The organism is Burkholderia sp. Ac-20353 (genome assembly GCF_017104785.1).
Lineage (GTDB): Bacteria > Pseudomonadota > Gammaproteobacteria > Burkholderiales > Burkholderiaceae > Burkholderia.
Genome location: NZ_JAAGPL010000067.1, coordinates 1 through 18,795 on the forward strand (window position 1 = coordinate 1; position 18,795 = coordinate 18,795).

Here is an 18,795-nt window from a genome sequence, read left to right on the forward strand (position 1 = left end):
GGTGCCGGCCCGCGCGGTGCCGCCGGCTGCACGGCCGACGCCGGATCCGCGGGCGACGCAGGATCCACGGACGGCCGATTGCGGGTGCCGAACTTCACGATCCCCTCCTCCACCTGGCGAGCCGCGCATACCACGGCTCGGCGACGACGGCCGCATCACCGGTGATGCCGCTCGCTAGCTGCCGGATTTCGTGCAGGAATCCATAGCGCTTCGTGTCGTCGATCGGCTCGCCGAGGTTCTCCGCGACCGCGAGCGCCTGCGGCTCGTGCGGCAGTTCGCGCAATTTGTCGTGGCCGAACGCTTCCGCGAAATCGGCCGGTTCGACACGGCCCGCTACCGGCGCGCACGGATTGTTCAGCACCAGCGACAGGATCCGGTCGCCGGGCAGTTCGCGCGTGAAGCGCGCGAGCCGCGCCGATTCATACGCGGCGTGCACCGAACGGTCGGCGACGACATAGACGAGATCGGACGCCTCGAGCGCGCCCTCGAACAGCGGGCCGGACCGGCAACTGACGTCGAACAGCAGATAGTGGAAGCGGTCCTTCAGCATGTCGACGAGATGCGCGATCGACGCGTCGCGCAGATACGCGTCGGTGCCGAATGCGAGTTCGGCCGACAGCACGTGCAGGCGGTCGCCGCGGGTCACGAACATGCGGTCGAACAGCACGTCGTCGGGGCGCTGGTCCATGTTCAGCAATTCGATCAGGCCGTTGTTGCTGCCGACGCCCAGCATCGAATTCGCGCCGCCGCCGTGCAGGTTCAGGTCGATGTACGCGACGCGCCGGCGCTTCTCGCCCGCGAGGCAGCGCGCGAGGCTCACCGCGATCGTCGTCGCGCCGACACCGCCGCGCGCGCCGACGAAACTCACCGTCTTGCCAGTCCGCACCTGCGCGACCGATTCCGTCGCGGTCAGCGCGCGCCGCATCAGCTCGACCGTCAGCGGCTTGACGATGTAGTCCTGCACGCCGATGCCGAGCAGGTTGCGGAACAGTCCGACGTCGTTCTGCGTGCCGATCGCGACGACGCGCACCGACGGATCGCATACTTCGGCGAGCCGCATCAGGTCCGACACGGGAAGCATCGAATCGGTCACGTCGACGACGAGCTGGCGTGGCGAGCGCTCGTTCTGCCGCAGCAGGCGAATCGCATCGTCGCAAGTGCCGATCTGCAGGTGCGCGCGCGCGATCGACAATTCCTGCGCGGCACGCTCGATCACGTCCTTGCTGCCGGGATCGGACACGACGGCGACGAGCTCCGCCGATCCGGCGGCAGCGGCGGCGCGCTTGGCGTTCTGGCGGTCGAGGACGTTCATGGGCGGCATGCTTTTCGGTAGTAAAAGTCGGTGATGAAAGTCGGCGTGTAAGGGTCCGTGATGAAGGGCGGCTCGGTCAGCGCGCGGGCGCCCCCGTCGTCGTCAGCGTCCTGGCCGGCTCCGATTGCTTCACGCGGTCCTCGAGGTAGCGCCGCACGGCACCGGCCGCGACTTCGGCGTCGGCGCCCGCATACGGCACCGGTGCGACGAGATCCTCGGGGCGCGCGAGCATTGCGGCAAGGTTCGTGTAGGTCGCGCAGCCGAACGGCACGCCTGCGCGCGCGAAGCCTGCATCGACGAGGTGCGACGGCTGCATCAGCTTCGCGCAGTCGGGCGGCACCGCGCGCACGCCGTCGAAGCCGACCACCGACGCATCGGGCAGGCTCAGCGGCGGCGGCGCGGACAGGCAGCCTGCAAGCAGCAGCGGCACCAGCGGCACCAGCACGGAGACGGTCGTTCGAACACGCATCGGCGGTCCTCCGGAATCAGTAGACGAAGCCCGCGGCGCCGACGAGGCGCGGCGTGTCGCCCGACATCAGGTCGAGCCCGAGGTTGCGCTGCACCGCGAACTCGAGATCGCTGCTCGGCCGCGCGACGTTGTCGATCGCCTGTTCGAGCTGGCCTGGCCCCGTCGGCTGGACGATATACGGCGTGACGATCACGACGACCTCGGTCTTGTTGTCCTGGAAGTTCTTCGACGAGAACAGCCGCCCGATCACGGGCAGCCGGCCAAGCCCCGGGAGCTGCGACACGACGTCGCTCGACTGGCTCTGCAACAGCCCGCCGATCGCGAAGCTCTGGCCGCTCGACAACTCGACCGTCGTCTCGACGCGCCGCACGGTGAGCGCCGGCACGCGAATGCCGCCCGTCGTCACGCTGTTGCTCGCATCGACTTCGCTGACTTCCGGCCGCACCCTGAGGCTGATCCGGTTGTCGGCGAGCACGGTCGGCGTGAAGTCGAGCGACACGCCGAACGGCTTGTATTCGATCGTGATCGCACCGGTGGTATTGCCGCTCTGCGCGACCGGGATCGGAATCTCGCCGCCCGCGAGGAAGCTGGCCGTCTCGCCGGACATCGCGACCAGGTTCGGTTCCGCGAGCATCGTGATCAGCCCTTCCTGGTCGAGCGCGTCGAGCACGACGTCGATCGACCAGCGCCCCGCGCGAAAACCGCCGAGCACCGAGAACGCGCCGGTCGACGACAGGTTGAACAGATTGGTGGTCGAATCGAACAGCGTGCGGCCGTTGAACAGCCCGCCAAAGAAATTGCCGGCCGAGCCGAGCGAACTCCAGTTGATGCCGAGTTGCTGCGTGACGTTGCGGCTCACCTCGGTCACCCTGACGCGCAGGTTCACCTGGATCGGGCGCGACAGCGTGAGCCGGTTGACGAGCTTTTCCTTGTCGTGCAGGTAAGGCGTGAGCGATTGCATCACCGCATCGGCATCGGCCGCGCTCGGCACGCGCCCCGACACCATCAGCGAGCCCGGTGCGCCCGACACCGTCAGCTTCAGTTGCGGAAACCGGCTGTCGAGCACGCGCTGCAGCGACTGCGTGTCGACCTGCACGATCACGGTCTTGCGCAGGATCGGCCGGTGGTTCGCGCCGAGCGCGATCAGCGTCGTCGTGCCGGCCTTCTTGCCGAATACGAACACGGTGCGCGGCGACGGCACCTGGATGTCGGCAACGGCCGGATCGGCGACGAACATCGCAATCGCGGGCTCCGGCAACGACAGCATTTCGCCCTTGCCGGTCGCGATCGACAGCGGCGCATCCGCGTCCTGCGTGCGCGCGCCTTGCGCGCACGCGATGCCCGGCATCACGACGCACGCGAAGCATCCCAGTGCGAACCAGCGAACCATGCGGACCATCCGTTTATTGTCCCGTCGAAGGCCGGCCCCCCGTGGCCGAGCCCGAACCGTCACTGCGGCGATCCCGCTTTCGGCAGTTGTGCCGCGGCGTCCGCGGTCACGTTTCCGCCCGGCAGTCCCGGCGGCAGCGGCGGCACACCCGCCGTGCCGATGCCGAAGCCACCCCCGCCGCCTCCGCCGTGCATGCCGTCGTCGATCGTCGAGCCGCGATAGATCACCACCGTATTGCCCTGCGCCGGCACGCGCGCGCCGCCGTCACGCGCGGCGGCCGCGCCGCGCGTCGCATCGCGGAACGCGCGCGACACGTCGCCCGCCCACACGGGCGGTGTGTCGGAGTCCGTATCGTCTCCCGTCGGCTGCATGCGATCGCGCGTCGCGAAGCTGCGCAGCGCAAGCGACAGCGCGCCGAGACGTGTCGCGACCAGCACGACCTGCGCGGTGCGCGGTGCGACTTCGAGCGTGACCGTGCGCGCGCGGACCGTCGCGTCGGTCGCGCTGGCCCCCGCCTTCGCGCGCTGAAAATCCGACCCGACCGCGAGCACTCGCGCGCGCCTCACCACCGTTTCCGCCTCGAACGCGCCAGGCGCGGCCGCCGAGCCGCCCACCTGCTGAGTAAGCAGCACGTCGACGTAATCGCCAGGCTGGATCAGGCCGGCATTGCCGGACACCTCGTCGACCGGCACCGAGATCGCGCGCATCCCGGGCTGGAGCGCGGCCGCGAGAAAATCCGGCGCGCCGGCCGGAATCACGCTCTCCGCGCGGATCGGCGTGCCCGCGGCGACGCGGTTGCGCAGCAGCGCGCCCTTCAGGTCCGCGCCCGGCTGCGACTCGACGAACGCACCGGGCGGAACCTGCGCGTGCGCGATCCGCTTCCACGCGAGATCGTTGTCGCGCAGCAGCAGCCCTTCCGGCAGATCGGCGGCCGCGACTCGCACGCGATCCTCCGCTGCTTCCGCAGGTGCCTTCGCCGTCGATGCGCTGACGTACAGTTCGCGCAGAATGAACGCCCCGATGCCCGCGGCGATGATGAGCGCGGCCATTCTCAGCGGTTTGGGCATGGCGATGTGCGTCCTCCGCTACATGATCGGTGCGGCCAGCAGGAACGGCGCCCACACGGCGACGGCGCCGCCCAGCGCGAGTGCGACGCCGTATGGCACGCTGGACATACTGGACATACTGGGCACGCCGCGCGTCGCAACGGCGCGTGCGGGCGCAACGCGCCGCTGCCGCGCGTGCACGGCGACCATCGCGATGCCCGTCGCAAGCCCTGCCGCGCCGACGATCGTCAGCACCGGAAACGCGAGCGCCGGGCCGGCCCACAGGAACACGGCCGCCGCGAGCTTGACGTCTCCGCCGCCCAGCCAGCCGACGTGACGGAACACGCCGAACACCAGCAGCATCGCCGCGCCCGTCGCGACGTGTGCGGTGACCGACGCCGGCCCGTCGCGCGCGAGCGTCGCCGCGACGAAATACATCAGCGCGAACGCCAGCACCGGACGATTGGACAGACGCCGGGCACGCAGATCCTGCACCGCGAGCGACACCAGCACGACCGTGGCGACCAATTGCACGAGATAGCGCATCGGCAGATGCCGCGCCCCAACGCGCCCCATGCGGAACCGTTCAACCGCTGCGATTCCGCGGATCGCCGGCAGCGCGCGGAGCGACGGGATCAGATCATCGCGCTTACCTTGTTGAGCAGCGCCGTAAAGATCGCCGGCAAGCCGCCGGTATTGCTGCTGAGTACCGAACCGACGACGCCCAGCGCGACGACGACGATACCCGCGAGGACCGAATATTCAAGCGCGCTGACACCCCGTTCGTCGCGCAGTAAGGACTTGGCGTATTGCAGCATGACAACCTCCGTCTGACGCGGTCGGATCGACCATTGGATGCAAAGACGTGGCATTGCTCCCGCGGCGGTCACTGTCGTTCGCCACTGCGCGACACATGCGGATAGCCATCAACGCGGCTGCTCGCATCCCCCGGGGTCACTGCGCTTGCTACTGTGCGCCGAACGGATCAACCGCGATTGCACGATCCGCCGGTGCCCTCTCAGTCGACGCCGGCAGGCACGATTGCCGGCGTCTTTTCTTCGATAAGGTATAGGAAATTTCAGACGCGAATTCAAATTATTTAGCGACGGAATGAATTTGCATGGTGGACGCGATTGCCCACGAATTCGCATCGATCGAATACCGGCGTGCGATCGCGCTTGTCTGTCGGCAGCGAAAGAATGTTAATTCGCACCATGCTCGCGCATCGCGTGATCCCGCTCTCGGGAACCGCGCGTGATTCAATTGCATTTCGCGGAACGGAACGGGAAATTATTCCTTTGCCGTTTCACCTTCCCGGCAAAAATGACAGTGCGCTCAGTCGCACATGTGATCCTAATGAATTGACCAGTTGGCGCACACATTTGCGACGCAATTCATCGCGGATTTCCGAGTCGCCGTTCAACCGTTTCGCGCGTCCATGCGACACGTCGGAATCAGATTTCCAATCCCCGAAGCGGTAAGCGGTAACAAACGAAATGAACGCATGGCGCAATCCGCGCGCCACACGTCATCGCTCGACTTCAGTCGAGCCACACGCCTTCGAACCGGTGCCCGCCCAGCGGCGAGAACGTGAGCCCGCGCACGCGCTTCGACACCGGCAGCGACACGATCGACGTCGCGATCGGCGTAAATGGCACCTGGTCCTTGAACACGACTTGCGCCTGCTCGTACAGCGCGGTGCGCTTCGCGACGTCGGTGTTCCCGCGCGCCTGATCGACGAGCCGCTCGAAATTCGCGTTGCACCACTTCGACAGGTTGCTGCCATGCACGGCGTCGCAGCCGAGCAGCGCGCCGAGCCAGTTGTCCGGGTCGCCGTTGTCGCCGGACCAGCCGTACAGGATCGCGTCGTGCTGCCCGTCGAGCTTCGAGCGCCGGTTGTACTCGCCCCATTCGTAGCTGACGATCTTCGCGCGCACGCCGATCTTCGCCCAGTCCTGCTGGATCAGCTGCGCCATCAGCTGCGCGTTCGGGTTGTACGGGCGCTGCACGGGCATCGCCCACAACGTCAGGTCGAATCCGTTCGGAAAGCCCGCGCGCGCGAGCAGCGCCTTCGCGGCCGCGAGATCGCGCGGCGCATCCTTCAGCCGCGGGTTATACGACCATTGCGCGGGCGGCATCGGGTTCGTCGCGATCTTCGCGTCGCCATTGAAGATCGTCTTGATGATCGCGTTCTTGTCGATCGCGATGTCGAGCGCACGCCGCACGTCGACGCGGTCGAGCGGCGCATGCTGCGTGTTGTACGCGACGAAGCCGACGTTGAAGCCCATCCCCGAGAACAGCGTCAGCTTCGGGTCGCGCCGCACCGTGTCGAGATCCGCCGGCCGCGGAAACACGGACATCTGGCATTCGCCGGACGACAGCTTCTGCAGGCGCGTCGCCGGATCCGGCGTGATCGCGAACACCAGATGCGCGAGCTTCACGTCGTCGGGCTTCCAGTAGTCGGGGTTCCCGTCGTAGCGGATCACCGCGTCCTTCTGGTACGCGCGCAGCAGGAACGGCCCCGTGCCGACCGGCAGCAGGTTGATGTCGGCCTCGCGATGATGTGCGGCGAGCTGCGCCGCATATTCCGCCGACAGGATCGACGCGAACGCCATCGCCAGATTGCGCACGAACACGACGTCGGGCGTCTTCAGCACGAAGCGCACGGTGTCGTCGTCGACCTTCTCGATCTGCTCGAGATTGCGGTCGAAGCCGAGGTCGCTGAAGTACGGGAAACTCGTCGGATACGCCTTGCGGAACGGATCTTCCCGATCGAGCATTCGCCGGAACGTGAATACGACGTCGTCGGCCTGGAACGGCCGGGTCGGCTTGAACCACGCAGTCGTCTGGAATTTCACGCCGCGCCGCAGATGGAACGTGTAGACGCGCTGGTCGGGCGACACGTCCCAGCTCGTCGCGAGCGCCGGCTCGAGGTCGAGCGTGCCGGGCTTGAACTCCACCAGTTCGTTGTAGATCGTATGCGTGCTCGCATCGAAATCGGTGCTCGTCGTGTGCTGCCCCGGATCGAAACCGGCCGGACTGCCTTCCGTGCAGAACACGAGCGTCTTGCCGGCGGGCACGGCGAACGCGTGCGACGCCGCGCCTGCGAACAGCAGCGACGCCGCCACGCAACGGATCATCGCAGCGGCGAATGGGTGCTTCGGTACACGATGCTTGACGGATGAAACGGCGGGAATCTTCATGTTGGCAACGGCGAAAGATGAGGAACGCGAATGAGGTCGCGTCATCTTCGCGTGCGTGGCGCGGATCGCTTACCAATTAATTCGCGATTGCTTATCGCGATGTGGCGGTGCATGCGGATGAAGATGCGGCGCTCGGCAGGCAAGATCGCGCGGCCGGTGGCAAAACCGCCGGAATCGGCGCAAGGTATCGGTTGCAGGCCGCCGACACCGGCGCCCCGGCCTGCGCCGCCGTCCGACGCGGCGGCCCGCGAACCGCCGACTCCAGGAGCGAACCCATGCCCAGCAGCCCTGACCCGAATACACGGCCCATGAAGATTCCGGGTCCCGATCACCCGATCACGGTCGAGCGTCAGACGTCGCGCATCGTGGTCACCGTCGCCGGCAAGATCGTCGCCGACACGCGCCACGCGCTGTCGCTGCGCGAAGCCGGCTATCCGGCCGTCCTCTATATCCCGCGCGAAGACGTCGACATGACGCTGCTCGAACGCACGGACCATACGACGTACTGCCCGTACAAGGGTGACTGCGCGTATTACTCGATCCCGTCCGGCGGCCCGCGCGCGGTCAACGCGGTCTGGACCTACGACCATCCGTATCCGTCCGTCGATTCGATTCGCGCGCACCTCGCGTTCTATCCGGACCGCGTCGATTCGATCGAGGAACGGCCCGCCAACGTGCATTGACCGCTTCTCGCTGATCCGGCGCGCGCCGCGGCATCGCGCGCGTCGCCAGCCGGACTGCAGCGCAAATGCTGCAGCCCGTTCGTCCCGCGACCGATTTGCATATATGCAATCGTTGGTTGGAACGCCACGCGCGCCGGACTATCGTCATGGATCTGGCGCGCGCCGGCGTGCTGCACCGATCGTCCGCACCCGGCCCGCGCAGCGCCTGCGCCGTCGAGCACGGCAGGCCCGCCCGCTTTCCACGCTTTCCACCCGCAGGACGCTTCGATGCCCACATGGAATCCCGACCTTGAAACCCCACTGGCAGACCCGCGCCGCCGCAAGCTGCTGCACGGCGCGGCCGCCGGAGTCGCCGCACTCGCGCTCGGCCCGCTCGCGGGCCGCGCTGCCCAAGCCGCCCAAGTAGAAGGCAGCGGCACGCGGCTGCGGATCGGCTTCCAGAAATACGGCAACTTCGTCGTGCTAAAGGCGCGCGGCACGCTGGAGAAGCGGCTCGCGAGCCAGGGCGTGTCGGTGCAATGGCTCGAGTTTCCCGCCGGGCCGCAACTGCTCGAAGGGCTGAATGCCGGCGCGATCGACGTCGGCACGGTCGGCGAGACGCCGCCGATCTTCGCGCAGGCCGCGGGCGTCGACTTCGTTTACATCGGCAACGAGCCGCCCGCGCCGCACGGCGAAGCGATCGTCGTGCTGCCCGATTCGCCGATCCGCTCGGTCGCGCAACTGCGCGGCAAGAAAGTCGCGCTCAACAAGGGATCGAACGTTCACTACCTGCTCGTGAAGGCGCTCCAGCATGCGGGCCTCGCGTACACCGACATCCAGCCGATCTACCTGACGCCCGCGGACGCGCGCGCCGCATTCGTGCAGCGCAACGTCGACGCGTGGGTGATCTGGGATCCGTATCTGGCGGCCGCGCAGCGGCAGCTCGATGCGCGCGTGATCGCGGACGGCGACGGCCTCGTGCGCAACACACAGTACTACCTCGCCGCGCGCAAATATGCGGCCGCGCAGCCGCAGGTGCTGCGTGCGCTGCTCGACGAAGTGGACACGGTCGACCGCTGGGGGCGCGACCACGTTCCGGACGTGGCGGCGCTGCTGTCGCCGGCCGTCGGCCTCGACACCGCGACGCTCGAGCTCGCGCTCAAGCGCACCGGTTATGGCGTGCAGCCGGTCACGGACGCAACGCTTGCGTATCAGCAGAACATCGCCGATACGTTCAGCACGCTGAAGCTGATACCGGCCAAGGTGACGGTGGCCAACGCGCGATAGTCTGCGCCCGGCGTGCGCATCACGCGACGCAGCGCGCATCCCTTTCGTTCTGCAGCATCATGCCTTGGCAGATGCACCCGGTGACGTCAATTCCGCGATGAATGCCTGCGTGGGCATCGCCCAGCCGAAGTGGTGGACGACCTCGCTCAGCACGTGCTGTTGCTGCGCGGCAGTGAATGCGGCGGTGGCATCGCTGAGCACGACAGGCTCGTAGCCAAGGTCGTGCGCCGCGCGAAGGGTCGACTCGATGCAGACATGGGTTGCGTAGCCTGCCAGGTACAGGCGGGTGATGCGCTGGCCACGCAGGTAGTTGTCCAGGTCGGAGGCCGCGAACGCGCTGGCACCCGCGCGGCCACTGATGACGAACTCGTCCGGGCGGGGAGCGAACGGCGGGTAGAACTGCCAGCCGCTGTCCTGTTTCCGCCATGTGCCTGCGTTGGGAATGGCACCGCGCAGGCCGAATCGTCGATGGCCGAGTTCGCGGTAGTCGGACGACAACTGCAACGTGGCATGGATGACCGGCATGCCGGCAACGCGCGCCGCCGCCAGCGCTTGTTGCGCCGCGACCTGCGAGCTGGCGAACTGACGCTCATCCTGGATCAGGCCGCGCAGCTTGCCTTGCGGAGCCAGCCATTCGTTGACGAACTCGATCATGACCAGCGCGGCCTTGCCGCTGCCAGGCTCGAGCGGCGGCGGACTATGCACGGCGGCTGCGTGATCCGTCGTGGACGGGCGTGACGGCGAAGCGGCCCCGGATGTCCCGGCGACGATGGACAACTGCGGGAACAGATTGGCGAACAGGCGTTTGGTGGATGGCAACATGTCGGATCCCTCGTGAATCGATACGGGATCGACTATAAGAGTGAATGAGGGGCACGATAAATCGATAAAATTCAGACTAATTGTGAATCCCGGGAATAAGAAGTGGATCCATTCAACGACATCAGTACCTTCGTCCGGGCCGCCGACGCGGGCAACTTCACGCGGGCCGCACGCGTGTTGCGGCTCAGCCCGTCGGCCGTCAGCAAATCCATTGCCAGACTGGAGGCGGAACTGGGTGTCAGGCTGTTTCACCGATCGCCACGGCAGATCACGCTGACCGGGGACGGGGAAGCGTTCTACGAGGTGTGCCGCCAGGGCATGACGGCGATCGAGGACGCACGCAGCAGGCTGGCCGGACAGGCACAACCTTGGCGTGGCAAGCTGCGGCTGTGCGTGCCGGTGAGCTTCGGCCAGTATGTGGTCGCGCCCGCGCTGAGTGACTGGCTCGGCGAGTATCCGGGCCTGGAGGTCGAACTGATGCTGACGGATCGGCATGTCGACATGACCGCCGAGCGCTTCGATCTGGCCGTGATGCTTGGCGAGGTGCCGGATTCGCGCCTGGTGGCTCGCCCGCTGCCGGCGCACCGATTCCTGACGGTTGCCGCACCCGGCTACCTGCAGCGGCATGGTACGCCACGCACGCCGGCGGACCTCGTGAATCATGTCTGCCTGCGCTACGTGATGGCCAACAGCGGGCAGTTTCGTGTCTGGACCTTCACCCGGGATGGGCGGCAGCTCAGCCATTACCCCGAAGGCCCGCTGGCGAGCGACCATGCGGCGGTGCTGCTGGCGCTGGCCGAAGGCGGACGCGGCATCGTGCAGGCACCGTGCTACGTGGTGACGCCGGCGCTGCAAGCGGGCCGCCTCGTGCCCGTTCTGACCGAGTTCGACAGCGTAGGCGCGCCATTGGCCGTGGTGTATGAGAAGGCGCGCCAAGCCTCGACACGCACCCGGCTTGCCGCGGAGTTCCTCCTGGGATTGGGCGATTGTCTCTGAGTGCCCGTCACCACGCGTGCCGATAGATCGCCAGCGCGTCCGCTTCCGTCACGTCGCGCGGGTTGTTCACGAGCAGGCGCGTCTGCAGCATCGCGTCGGCTGCCATCCTTGGCAGGTCGCCCTCGCCGATCCCGACCTCGCGCAGCGTGCGCGGAATGCCGGTCGCGACGACCAGCCGGTCGATCTCGTCGATCAGCGCGCGGGTTTTCGCTTCGTCGCTGCCGGTCGCGTCAGGCGCGACGATCGCCGCGAGTTCCGCATACAACGGCGCCGCGGCCGGCGCGTTGAAGCGCAGCACGTGCGGCAGCACGAGCGCGTTCGACAGGCCGTGCGGTACGTGGAAGATCCCGCCGACCGGATACGCGAGCGCATGCACGGCCGCGACCGGCGCGTTCGCGAACGCCTGCCCCGCGAACATCGCGCCCACCAGCATCGCTTCACGCGCGTGCCGGTCCCCGCCGTTCTCGCAGGCGTTCAGCAGATTGCGCGACAGCAGCGCCAGCGCCTTTTCCGCGAGCATGTCCGACACGGGATTCTTCAGGCGCGCGGACGTGTATGCCTCGATCGCGTGCACCATCGCGTCGATGCCGGTCGCCGCCGTCGCCGCGCGCGGCAGCCCGAGCGTCAGCTCGGCGTCGAGGATCGCGACGTCCGCGAGCAGATGCGGCGACACGACGCCCATCTTGCGTGCGTCGCCGACCGTCACGATCGACACGGCCGTCACTTCGGAGCCGGTGCCGGCCGTCGTCGGCATCTGCACGAGCGGCAGGCGCGCGCTCGTGACCTTGTCGACGCCGTACATGTCCGCGAGCGGCTGCTGCCCCGGCAAGAGCACCGCGATCAGCTTCGCGACGTCCATCGACGACCCGCCGCCGAGGCCGAGCACGATCTCGGCGGCAGCGTCGACCGCCCGCGCGGTCGCTTCGAGCACCACGTGTTCGGGTGGGTCCGCCACCACGTCGTCGATCACGGTCACCTGCCAGCCGTGCGCGGCGAGGCTCTCGAGCGCCGGCGCGAGCATGCCGCTGCGATGCAGGAACGCATCGGTGACGACACACAGCCGCGCGAGCGCCGGAAAGCGTTCGCGCAGCAGCGCGCCGAGCCTGCGCGCCGCGCCAAACTCCACGATCAGCGTCGGCACGGTGCGGAATTGAAACGGGTTCATCGAGCGTCTCCAGGGTAGGTCGCCGCGCGGGCGTCCGGCAGCGTCATGTGGCTGCTGGCGTCTCGGCAATCGCGGCAATCGGGCAGCGGCGTGATCGCTGCTCGTTCGCCCCGCCGAACATGCGGCGTTTCACGGCGGGCGTCAAGTGCTTGCGTGTCGGCGGCATGCCCGCACGGCCCGCGCGCGGACGCCGGTTCGGCGGCATGGGCAGCGTCCGCGGGCGCCGGCGGGGCGTTCCGTTAAAATGCCGCACTTTCCACCTTGTCCGGCCGCTCGCCATGCAATCCGCCTCCCCCGCCCAACCCGCCGCCCATGGCGCCGACGACGCCGAACTCGCGCACGACCTCGTCTACGGCCCCGACGACCGGCCCGCGCCGATGGTCGCGTTCGTCGCCGCGCTGCAGCACCTGCTGGCGATCATCGTGCCGATCGTCACGCCCGGCCTGCTGATCTGCCAGGCGCTCGGCGTGTCCAGCCGCGATACGACGCTGATCGTGTCGATGTCGCTGGTAATCTCCGGCATCGCCACCTTCGTCCAGTGCAAGCGCTTCGGCCCGCTGGGCGCCGGCCTGCTGATCGTGCAGGGCACGAGCTTCAACTTCGTCGGCCCGCTGATCGCCGGCGGCAGCCTGATGGTCAAGCAGGGCACGCCGGTCGAGACCGTGATGGCCGCGATCTTCGGCGTCGTGATTGCAGGCTCGTTCGTCGAGATGGGCGTGTCGCGCATCCTGCCGTTCGTGAAGCGCCTGATCACGCCGCTCGTCACCGGTGTCGTCGTGCTGCTGATCGGCCTCACGCTGATCAAGGTCGGCCTGATCAGCATGGGCGGCGGCTACGGCGCGATGGCCAAGGGCAGCTTCGCGAGCGCCGAGAACCTGACGCTGTCGGGCCTCGTGCTCGGCACCATCATCCTGCTGAACCGCGTGCCGATCGTGTGGGTGCGCAGCACCGCGCTCGTCATCGCGCTCGTGATCGGCTATCTCGCGGCCGCGTTCCTTGGCCGCCTCGACTTCACCGGCATGCACCAGGCCGCGCTGTTCCAGATCCCGACGCCGCTGCACTTCGGCATCGGCTTCTCGTGGTCGCTGTTCGTGCCGATGCTGATCATCTACCTCGTCACGTCGCTCGAAGCGATCGGCGACGTCACGGCCACCAGCAAGATCTCGAAGGAGCCCGTCGAGGGCCCGGTGTGGATGCAGCGGATCAAGGGCGGCGTGCTCGTGAACGGCGCGAACTCGCTGCTGGCCGGCGTGTTCAATACGTTCCCGAGCTCGGTGTTCGCGCAGAACAACGGCGTGATCCAGCTGACCGGCATCGCCAGCCGTCACGTCGGGCTCTGGATCGCGGGCATGCTCGTGGTGCTCGGCCTGTTCCCGGTGGTCGCCGGCGTGCTGCAGGCCGTGCCCGAGCCCGTGCTGGGCGGCGCCGCGATGGTGATGTTCGGCGCGGTGGCCGCATCCGGCATCAACATTCTCGCCGGCATCCGGCTGGACCGCCGCGCGCTGCTGATCATCGCCGTGTCGCTGGCGCTGGGCCTCGGCGTGTCGCAGGTGCCGGACATCCTGAACAGCCTGCCGCACGCGCTCAAGAACGTGCTGGAATCGGGTGTCGCCACGGGCGGCCTCTGCGCGCTGCTGATGAACTGGTTCCTGCCGGAACAGAAATGACGCGCTGACGGCGCTCTCCGTCGCTCAATGACCAAGACCGCTCTTCGCGATCTGCTGCTCGACGAACTGGGCGAACAGCACATGCATGCGTGTCGTCGGATGAAGATCGTCGGCAAACATGTACGTCTGGTCGGCATTGGCCGTCACGTAGGTCGGCGGCGAGCAAAGCAATGACGTCGCATGAGGCGTCTTTGCGGGGTCGCAGGCGACGGCGGTGTTCGACACGACGAAGCCGTTCGCCTGGAAGTTCGCGACGATCTGGTTCACCCAGGTATAGGAATCGATCTGGAGAACCTTGCCCTGGACGCCATTCGCCTGCAATGCAGCGTTCAGGTCGTTGTTGAACAACTGCGACAACTGGGTCAGGTTCGCTCCGCCATCGGGCGACGCAATGCCTTTGGGTGACAGTCCGACGTTCGGCACGTTGACCAACACGACATGCGTCGCGCCGTTCTGCACGATCTGCGCGACCACTTGAGCGAGTGCGGCTGCCGCGCCCTGCACGGTCGGAGCCGCGGCCGGCAGCGCGCCCGCGCGCAGCACATCGTTCGAACCGGCCCAGACCAGCACCAGCTGATTCGCGTTGAAGCTTCCGTGAGCCGACAGATAGCTCGACACCTGCTGGTTGACGGGCATTTCGATGTTGCCGATCACGTCGGTGAGAAAGTCGTACAGGTTTGCCGGCGTTGCGACCGTGGCACCGCCTTCTGCATAGCCGAGCCCGCCTTGCGCACTCAACTTGTGCGTCACGTCGATCGTAAACGCCGCCGTCAGCGTATCGCCGTAATACTGCGCGACGTTCTGAGTCCACACTTGCCCGGGATTGGTCGTGAAACGCCCGCCACCCACCACGCTCGCGATCGGCGCATAGGTCCCGACATCCGACAGGCTGTCGCCGAACGACACGACTTGCAGGTGAATGCCGCCCGGCGGCATCGCGGCACCGGCGCCACCACCCGATCCGCCTCCATCCCCGCCGCACGCGGCAAGCAGCACAAGCGCGATGGCAAGCATTGCGCCGCGCAACGTGTGATGGATTCCTTGCATGGCTCCTCCTCCGCCGCGCGGCCGGGTCATCGCGCTCGCGTGGCAGGGTTGATGGAGACGGTGTAGCTGCAGCCTGCGTCTTACAGGTTAGTCGATCTTATCGGGGTACGAAGAAGGCGCGCAGTCGCGCGCACGCGATCAGGCACGGCAAATCGGACTCCCCCCGACGTGATCCGCAGCATCGGCTCATCCGATGGTGTTCTTCGTGCGGCAATTATGAGTCTGGGACGGCAGGACAAAGCAGTGCTCTAGTCACCAGATATACTCGCTCCGTCATCTCGTTCGTGTTGAATGGCATGAGTGTCACGACTCGATGAATGTTCCCGCTTGCCGGTCCTACGTACCGCTGCTGCGGCGTCAAACAACTGCTCCGAAGCAATCCGTGCTGAGCTTGCCCTCGGCGCCAACTCGGTATCGAACTGTTGGACCAGCGAACCGGCAGATTTGATCGCCTCGTCGAAATGATGTCCGACTTCGTCAAATGGAAAATGGCTTAGCCTGTCGCCGATGCCGACGAGTTGACTACGCAACGATTCGAACGTATTCGGTACGGTGGGCAACTCGACCATCGGATGATGGGTGTCGATATTGACCGGTGCGACGCGTGGAAAAAAGTCGAGCGCGATGTAGCGCTTTTCGGTCAGTAAACTCCCGACGCGCAACTGACCGCGCAGCCCCTGCCTGACCATGTCGCGCAGCAGCCCCCTGCCCGCTGCGTTATCACCGTTACCCAACGCGCCGCTGTAGGCTGTGCCGAGTCGTGCGGGGTACAGGTTCATCGTGACGACTGTCTGCGAACGCTGACGCGCCATATCGAAATCGACCGCAATCGCCGTGATCTCGCCAATTTCGACACCGTGGAAGTCCACCGGCGCCCCCACGGACAGCCCCTCGGATGACGCCGCGAACCGCATAATTACGGATGCAGCAGGTCCATCATCCGCTTGCCGGAGCGCATCGATTCGGCTCGCAAACAACGTGATCGGCTTGGCATCCGGCACGCCACGGGCGCCTTCATCCGATGAGACTGGACTCTCGAATCCAATACCGCCGGACCAAAGCGCCGGCAGCGACGACACGTCCAGTTTGAACCCTTCCGAACCGAGTCGTGTGGCCATGCCGCTCGCATGCCACCAACGTGTGTTCGCCGTGACGTAACGGTCGAACGGTGCGGCAACCCAGGCGCTGATGTCGACGCCGTCGCCCCGCGCGGGCAGTGATGTGGCGAGCACGCTGCCGACTCGTATTTGCTTGAGGTAAACGGGCGAACCGACCCTCAACGAGCCCATTGAAGCAGCATGAAGAACGAATAGCGTACCGTTGGAGTCACGCGTTGCAGGAGGTGGAGTCTCGCGTCCGTCGAAGTCACGACATTGTTGGGGCGCGTTCCCTATGTCGACTCCAACGTACGGACCCGAAAATGCCGTATCGAGACGAGATACACCCGTCAGGTCGACGCTCGGGCGAACGATCCAGAATCTCGCGTCGCAACGGGTAAAGCGAGTCGCGGTGCTGACGAGCCGGAGTGTGGCAAGCACCTTCGTGCGGTCCGCGGAAATGTCCAGCGTGGTCAGCCGGCCAATCTCGACACCGCGGTAGCGCACGATTGTTTTGCCCGGCTCAAGACCTTCCGCATTGACGAAACGCACCGTCACCGCAGTTTCAGACGGTGACCCTATCGCGCTCAGCAGGACGACGAGCAGCGCTGCGAGGGGAGCACAACACGCCATCAGGAGCCAACGTGTGCCAACCACTATAGCTTCCCGGTGATTCTGAATGAGCAGTTTCCATCGCTCGTGCACCGCTTTCGATGTGCCGCACGCGATCATCGGGACAGGTCCTGGATGTCCGCCTGAAAGCCCAACACCAACGTCAGATAAAAGAGCGCAGCAAACACGCCTGCCATCGTGCCGAATATGTCCCGCGCAATCGCACCGCGCGTCATATGAGCGGGAATCCCGATTACCAGATACGCAACCAGGAACACGATTGACACCATGATCGGTGGTGGCGTGATCAGAACGAGATGGGCGATTGCGCGCATGTCTCTGCTCCACATCAGTTGTAGTCAGCTCAGCGACGCGCATGGTCGTCGACTCGCCGCTTCGCGTCGTGCGGCGCGTCGCTGGCGCCGAGCGGTCATTGCAATTGGCTGACGAGCGCGTCTGCCCCCTTGTCGATTCCTGTCCGGGCCGCGCTGAGCGAGCCGAATGCAGCGGGCAGATTCATCGCGTTTGGATATTGCTTTGTCACATATGCGGTCAGCAGTCGACCACTCGTGCTGTCGTAGACCTCGACCGCATAGGAGACCGAGCCGCTGAACGCCCCCTTGCCACCCCGGATTGCCTGCACGCCGTTATATAGATTGCCGGCGATGTCGAAGTGCATGGCTTGTCCGACCACCGCCGTCGTCTTCTCTGCACCCGTGAGCGTGAGCCGCACGCGCATCGCCGCAGGCGACGGCTGCGGTGCAATCTGGAAACGCTTCGCGAGTTTTTCGGTGAACGTCTTGCCCATGTAATCCGCAAGCGCCGTCTTGTCCTCGGCTTTCAAATCACCGAACTGATTGTCCGGGGCGGCGTAGATTACGACCGGGTCGACGATGACCTGCCGATATTTCGCCCAGTCCACCGGTGCTGCATACCGGTACGGCACCTTTGCGGCATCGCCGGTGTGGTTCTGCGCCAGCTGTGACGACGACGCAATGCCCGAATACGCAACGGGCCGTACCCCGGCGCACGCCGTCAGCGTGAGCACCGTGGCGCTCGAGACGAGAAAAGGAATGAATCGGGTCCTGAACATGTCGGATTCCTTGAGAAGGTACCTGGCGCCGCCAGCGATGAAATTTCGAGAGGTTTGACGTGGCCGAAGCGTAGCACCGCGCTTCTGATATGTAAACCGTCTACCCGGTTTGTTTTTCTTTGGTGACCGACAAGGTACAATTCGCGGTTTGCGGCCCGGGGCCTCGTCTGCGGGCTCGCACCGCCCTACTGCACCGCCACCGCGCGCGAGTGCGCGATGCCATCAAGACCAGTAAATGGACAACCAGACCCGTTCGGAAATTTCCCGCAAGAAGGCAATTGACGCCGCGCTCGCCATCCTGACGCGCGACGGCGTCGGTGGATTGACGTTTGACTCGCTCTCGCGCGAAAGCGGCATCAGCAAAGGCGGCTTGCTGCACCAGTTCCGCACCAAGCAAGGTGTGCTCAAAGCGTTGCTGGAATTCCAGCAGCAGCAATTCGAACAGTTTGCAAGCGACTATCTCGCGAACGAGGGTGCGTCGAAGGCCGAGCCCACGCTTTCCGCACATATCGCTATCTTCCGGGAAGCCATCACTCAGCCAAACTCGGTCGCACGAGCGGTGCTGGCAGCGATCATCGAAAGTCCGGAACTGCTGGAAGACAGGAAGGGAGCCGATGCAGACAAGCTGAAGGCGCTGGATAAAGAATCCGGCGATTTCGAACTCACGCTGCTGCGGTACTTCGCGGCGAGCGGCATCGCGTTCAACGTATTGCTTGGCTTGACGCCGCTGACCGCCGCCATGCGGAATCGTCTTTTCACGCGCCTGCTCGATGACGAAAGTTGGAAAGCACCGGCGGACAGGCGAAAGCCACGGTGACGGTGCTGCACGGCGCGTTGACGTTTCGGCGTTGAAACGTTTTTTGCTGTTCTCCGGCGTCCTGTTTTGGTTGACTCAAAGCGTTGATTGAGTTGGTCCGATTCATGCGT

Annotated in this window: 18 protein-coding genes; 5 read left to right on the top strand and 13 right to left on the bottom strand. The window is 66.0% G+C overall.

Annotation, left to right across the window (positions count from 1 at the left end):
* Window positions 1–94: 94 nt before the first annotated feature.
* From G3N94_RS20035 to G3N94_RS20065, 7 genes are all read right to left on the bottom strand, one after another.
* Window positions 95–1,321: an AAA family ATPase gene (locus tag G3N94_RS20035; protein WP_205794322.1), complete on the bottom strand. Its 1,227-nt coding sequence runs from the start codon at window positions 1,319–1,321 to the stop codon at window positions 95–97.
* Between the two features lie 67 nt (window positions 1,322–1,388).
* Window positions 1,389–1,781, bottom strand: a complete 393-nt coding sequence (locus tag G3N94_RS20040; RefSeq protein ID WP_205794323.1) for a CpaD family pilus assembly lipoprotein — start codon at window positions 1,779–1,781, stop codon at window positions 1,389–1,391.
* A gap of 16 nt (window positions 1,782–1,797) precedes the next feature.
* The gene (locus G3N94_RS20045; protein WP_241021964.1) at window positions 1,798–3,129 is read right to left on the bottom strand and encodes a type II and III secretion system protein family protein; all 1,332 of its coding nucleotides are present in this window, start codon (window positions 3,127–3,129) and stop codon (window positions 1,798–1,800) included.
* A gap of 101 nt (window positions 3,130–3,230) precedes the next feature.
* A complete protein-coding gene (gene cpaB, locus G3N94_RS20050) occupies window positions 3,231–4,238 on the bottom strand; it encodes a Flp pilus assembly protein CpaB (RefSeq protein ID WP_205794325.1) in 1,008 nt (335 codons plus the stop codon).
* Between the two features lie 18 nt (window positions 4,239–4,256).
* Window positions 4,257–4,763: an A24 family peptidase gene (locus G3N94_RS20055; RefSeq protein WP_205794358.1), complete on the bottom strand. Its 507-nt coding sequence runs from the start codon at window positions 4,761–4,763 to the stop codon at window positions 4,257–4,259.
* An 89-nt stretch (window positions 4,764–4,852) separates the two neighbouring features.
* The gene (locus G3N94_RS20060) at window positions 4,853–5,035 is read right to left on the bottom strand and encodes a Flp family type IVb pilin (protein WP_205794326.1); all 183 of its coding nucleotides are present in this window, start codon (window positions 5,033–5,035) and stop codon (window positions 4,853–4,855) included.
* 723 nt (window positions 5,036–5,758) lie between these two features.
* Window positions 5,759–7,420, bottom strand: coding sequence for an ABC transporter substrate-binding protein (locus G3N94_RS20065; RefSeq protein ID WP_205794327.1), 1,662 nt, complete (start codon window positions 7,418–7,420; stop codon window positions 5,759–5,761).
* 275 nt (window positions 7,421–7,695) lie between these two features.
* On the opposite strand from G3N94_RS20065, the gene G3N94_RS20070 reads away from it, so the two are divergent.
* Window positions 7,696–8,103 (top strand): DUF427 domain-containing protein, encoded by a 408-nt coding sequence (locus G3N94_RS20070; RefSeq protein ID WP_205794328.1) that lies wholly within the window; start codon window positions 7,696–7,698, stop codon window positions 8,101–8,103.
* 267 nt (window positions 8,104–8,370) lie between these two features.
* Window positions 8,371–9,369, top strand: a complete 999-nt coding sequence (locus G3N94_RS20075; protein ID WP_205794329.1) for a sulfonate ABC transporter substrate-binding protein — start codon at window positions 8,371–8,373, stop codon at window positions 9,367–9,369.
* A 57-nt stretch (window positions 9,370–9,426) separates the two neighbouring features.
* On the opposite strand, the gene G3N94_RS20080 is transcribed toward G3N94_RS20075, so the two are convergent.
* A complete protein-coding gene (locus G3N94_RS20080) occupies window positions 9,427–10,191 on the bottom strand; it encodes a cysteine hydrolase (RefSeq protein WP_241021961.1) in 765 nt (254 codons plus the stop codon).
* Window positions 10,192–10,293: 102 nt separating this feature from the next.
* Here G3N94_RS20080 and G3N94_RS20085 point away from each other — a divergent pair, with 102 nt between their 5' ends.
* Window positions 10,294–11,187: a LysR family transcriptional regulator gene (locus tag G3N94_RS20085; RefSeq protein WP_205794330.1), complete on the top strand. Its 894-nt coding sequence runs from the start codon at window positions 10,294–10,296 to the stop codon at window positions 11,185–11,187.
* 7 nt (window positions 11,188–11,194) lie between these two features.
* Here G3N94_RS20085 and G3N94_RS20090 read toward each other — a convergent pair whose 3' ends face one another.
* Window positions 11,195–12,352, bottom strand: coding sequence for an iron-containing alcohol dehydrogenase (locus tag G3N94_RS20090; RefSeq protein WP_205794331.1), 1,158 nt, complete (start codon window positions 12,350–12,352; stop codon window positions 11,195–11,197).
* 278 nt (window positions 12,353–12,630) lie between these two features.
* Between G3N94_RS20090 and G3N94_RS20095 the strand changes: the two genes are divergently transcribed.
* A complete protein-coding gene (locus G3N94_RS20095; protein ID WP_205794332.1) occupies window positions 12,631–14,019 on the top strand; it encodes a uracil-xanthine permease family protein in 1,389 nt (462 codons plus the stop codon).
* Between the two features lie 24 nt (window positions 14,020–14,043).
* Here the strand turns inward: G3N94_RS20095 and G3N94_RS20100 are convergent, their stop codons facing one another.
* The 4 genes from G3N94_RS20100 to G3N94_RS20115 form a co-directional block, all read right to left on the bottom strand.
* Entirely contained in the window at window positions 14,044–15,066 is a 1,023-nt protein-coding gene (locus tag G3N94_RS20100; protein ID WP_205794333.1) for an SGNH/GDSL hydrolase family protein, read from the bottom strand.
* 248 nt (window positions 15,067–15,314) lie between these two features.
* Window positions 15,315–16,895, bottom strand: a complete 1,581-nt coding sequence (locus G3N94_RS20105; protein WP_205794334.1) for an MlaD family protein — start codon at window positions 16,893–16,895, stop codon at window positions 15,315–15,317.
* Complete coding sequence (locus tag G3N94_RS20110; RefSeq protein ID WP_205794335.1) at window positions 16,892–17,110, bottom strand: hypothetical protein; 219 nt, start codon at window positions 17,108–17,110, stop codon at window positions 16,892–16,894. The genes G3N94_RS20105 and G3N94_RS20110 overlap by 4 nt, the downstream gene beginning before the upstream one ends.
* 95 nt (window positions 17,111–17,205) lie before the next feature.
* Complete coding sequence (locus G3N94_RS20115; protein ID WP_205794336.1) at window positions 17,206–17,868, bottom strand: DUF3313 domain-containing protein; 663 nt, start codon at window positions 17,866–17,868, stop codon at window positions 17,206–17,208.
* 235 nt (window positions 17,869–18,103) lie between these two features.
* Between G3N94_RS20115 and G3N94_RS20120 the strand changes: the two genes are divergently transcribed.
* Window positions 18,104–18,685: a TetR/AcrR family transcriptional regulator gene (locus tag G3N94_RS20120; RefSeq protein ID WP_205794337.1), complete on the top strand. Its 582-nt coding sequence runs from the start codon at window positions 18,104–18,106 to the stop codon at window positions 18,683–18,685.
* Window positions 18,686–18,795 lie beyond the last annotated feature (110 nt).

What these genes read in the sequence shown, in the direction of transcription:
- G3N94_RS20035 (WP_205794322.1), bottom strand. Translation starts at nt 1,321, where the DNA reads ATGCCGCCCATGAACGTCCTCGACCGCCAGAACGCCAAGCGCGCCGCC.
- G3N94_RS20040 (WP_205794323.1), bottom strand. Translation starts at nt 1,781, where the DNA reads ATGCGTGTTCGAACGACCGTCTCCGTGCTGGTGCCGCTGGTGCCGCTG.
- G3N94_RS20045 (WP_241021964.1), bottom strand. Translation starts at nt 3,129, where the DNA reads ATGCCGGGCATCGCGTGCGCGCAAGGCGCGCGCACGCAGGACGCGGAT.
- cpaB (WP_205794325.1), bottom strand. Translation starts at nt 4,238, where the DNA reads ATGCCCAAACCGCTGAGAATGGCCGCGCTCATCATCGCCGCGGGCATC.
- G3N94_RS20055 (WP_205794358.1), bottom strand. Translation starts at nt 4,763, where the DNA reads ATGCGCTATCTCGTGCAATTGGTCGCCACGGTCGTGCTGGTGTCGCTC.
- G3N94_RS20060 (WP_205794326.1), bottom strand. Translation starts at nt 5,035, where the DNA reads ATGCTGCAATACGCCAAGTCCTTACTGCGCGACGAACGGGGTGTCAGC.
- G3N94_RS20065 (WP_205794327.1), bottom strand. Translation starts at nt 7,420, where the DNA reads ATGAAGATTCCCGCCGTTTCATCCGTCAAGCATCGTGTACCGAAGCAC.
- G3N94_RS20070 (WP_205794328.1), top strand. Translation starts at nt 7,696, where the DNA reads ATGCCCAGCAGCCCTGACCCGAATACACGGCCCATGAAGATTCCGGGT.
- G3N94_RS20075 (WP_205794329.1), top strand. Translation starts at nt 8,371, where the DNA reads ATGCCCACATGGAATCCCGACCTTGAAACCCCACTGGCAGACCCGCGC.
- G3N94_RS20080 (WP_241021961.1), bottom strand. Translation starts at nt 10,191, where the DNA reads ATGTTGCCATCCACCAAACGCCTGTTCGCCAATCTGTTCCCGCAGTTG.
- G3N94_RS20090 (WP_205794331.1), bottom strand. Translation starts at nt 12,352, where the DNA reads ATGAACCCGTTTCAATTCCGCACCGTGCCGACGCTGATCGTGGAGTTT.
- G3N94_RS20095 (WP_205794332.1), top strand. Translation starts at nt 12,631, where the DNA reads ATGCAATCCGCCTCCCCCGCCCAACCCGCCGCCCATGGCGCCGACGAC.
- G3N94_RS20100 (WP_205794333.1), bottom strand. Translation starts at nt 15,066, where the DNA reads ATGCAAGGAATCCATCACACGTTGCGCGGCGCAATGCTTGCCATCGCG.
- G3N94_RS20105 (WP_205794334.1), bottom strand. Translation starts at nt 16,895, where the DNA reads ATGATCGCGTGCGGCACATCGAAAGCGGTGCACGAGCGATGGAAACTG.
- G3N94_RS20110 (WP_205794335.1), bottom strand. Translation starts at nt 17,110, where the DNA reads ATGCGCGCAATCGCCCATCTCGTTCTGATCACGCCACCACCGATCATG.
- G3N94_RS20115 (WP_205794336.1), bottom strand. Translation starts at nt 17,868, where the DNA reads ATGTTCAGGACCCGATTCATTCCTTTTCTCGTCTCGAGCGCCACGGTG.
- G3N94_RS20120 (WP_205794337.1), top strand. Translation starts at nt 18,104, where the DNA reads ATGGACAACCAGACCCGTTCGGAAATTTCCCGCAAGAAGGCAATTGAC.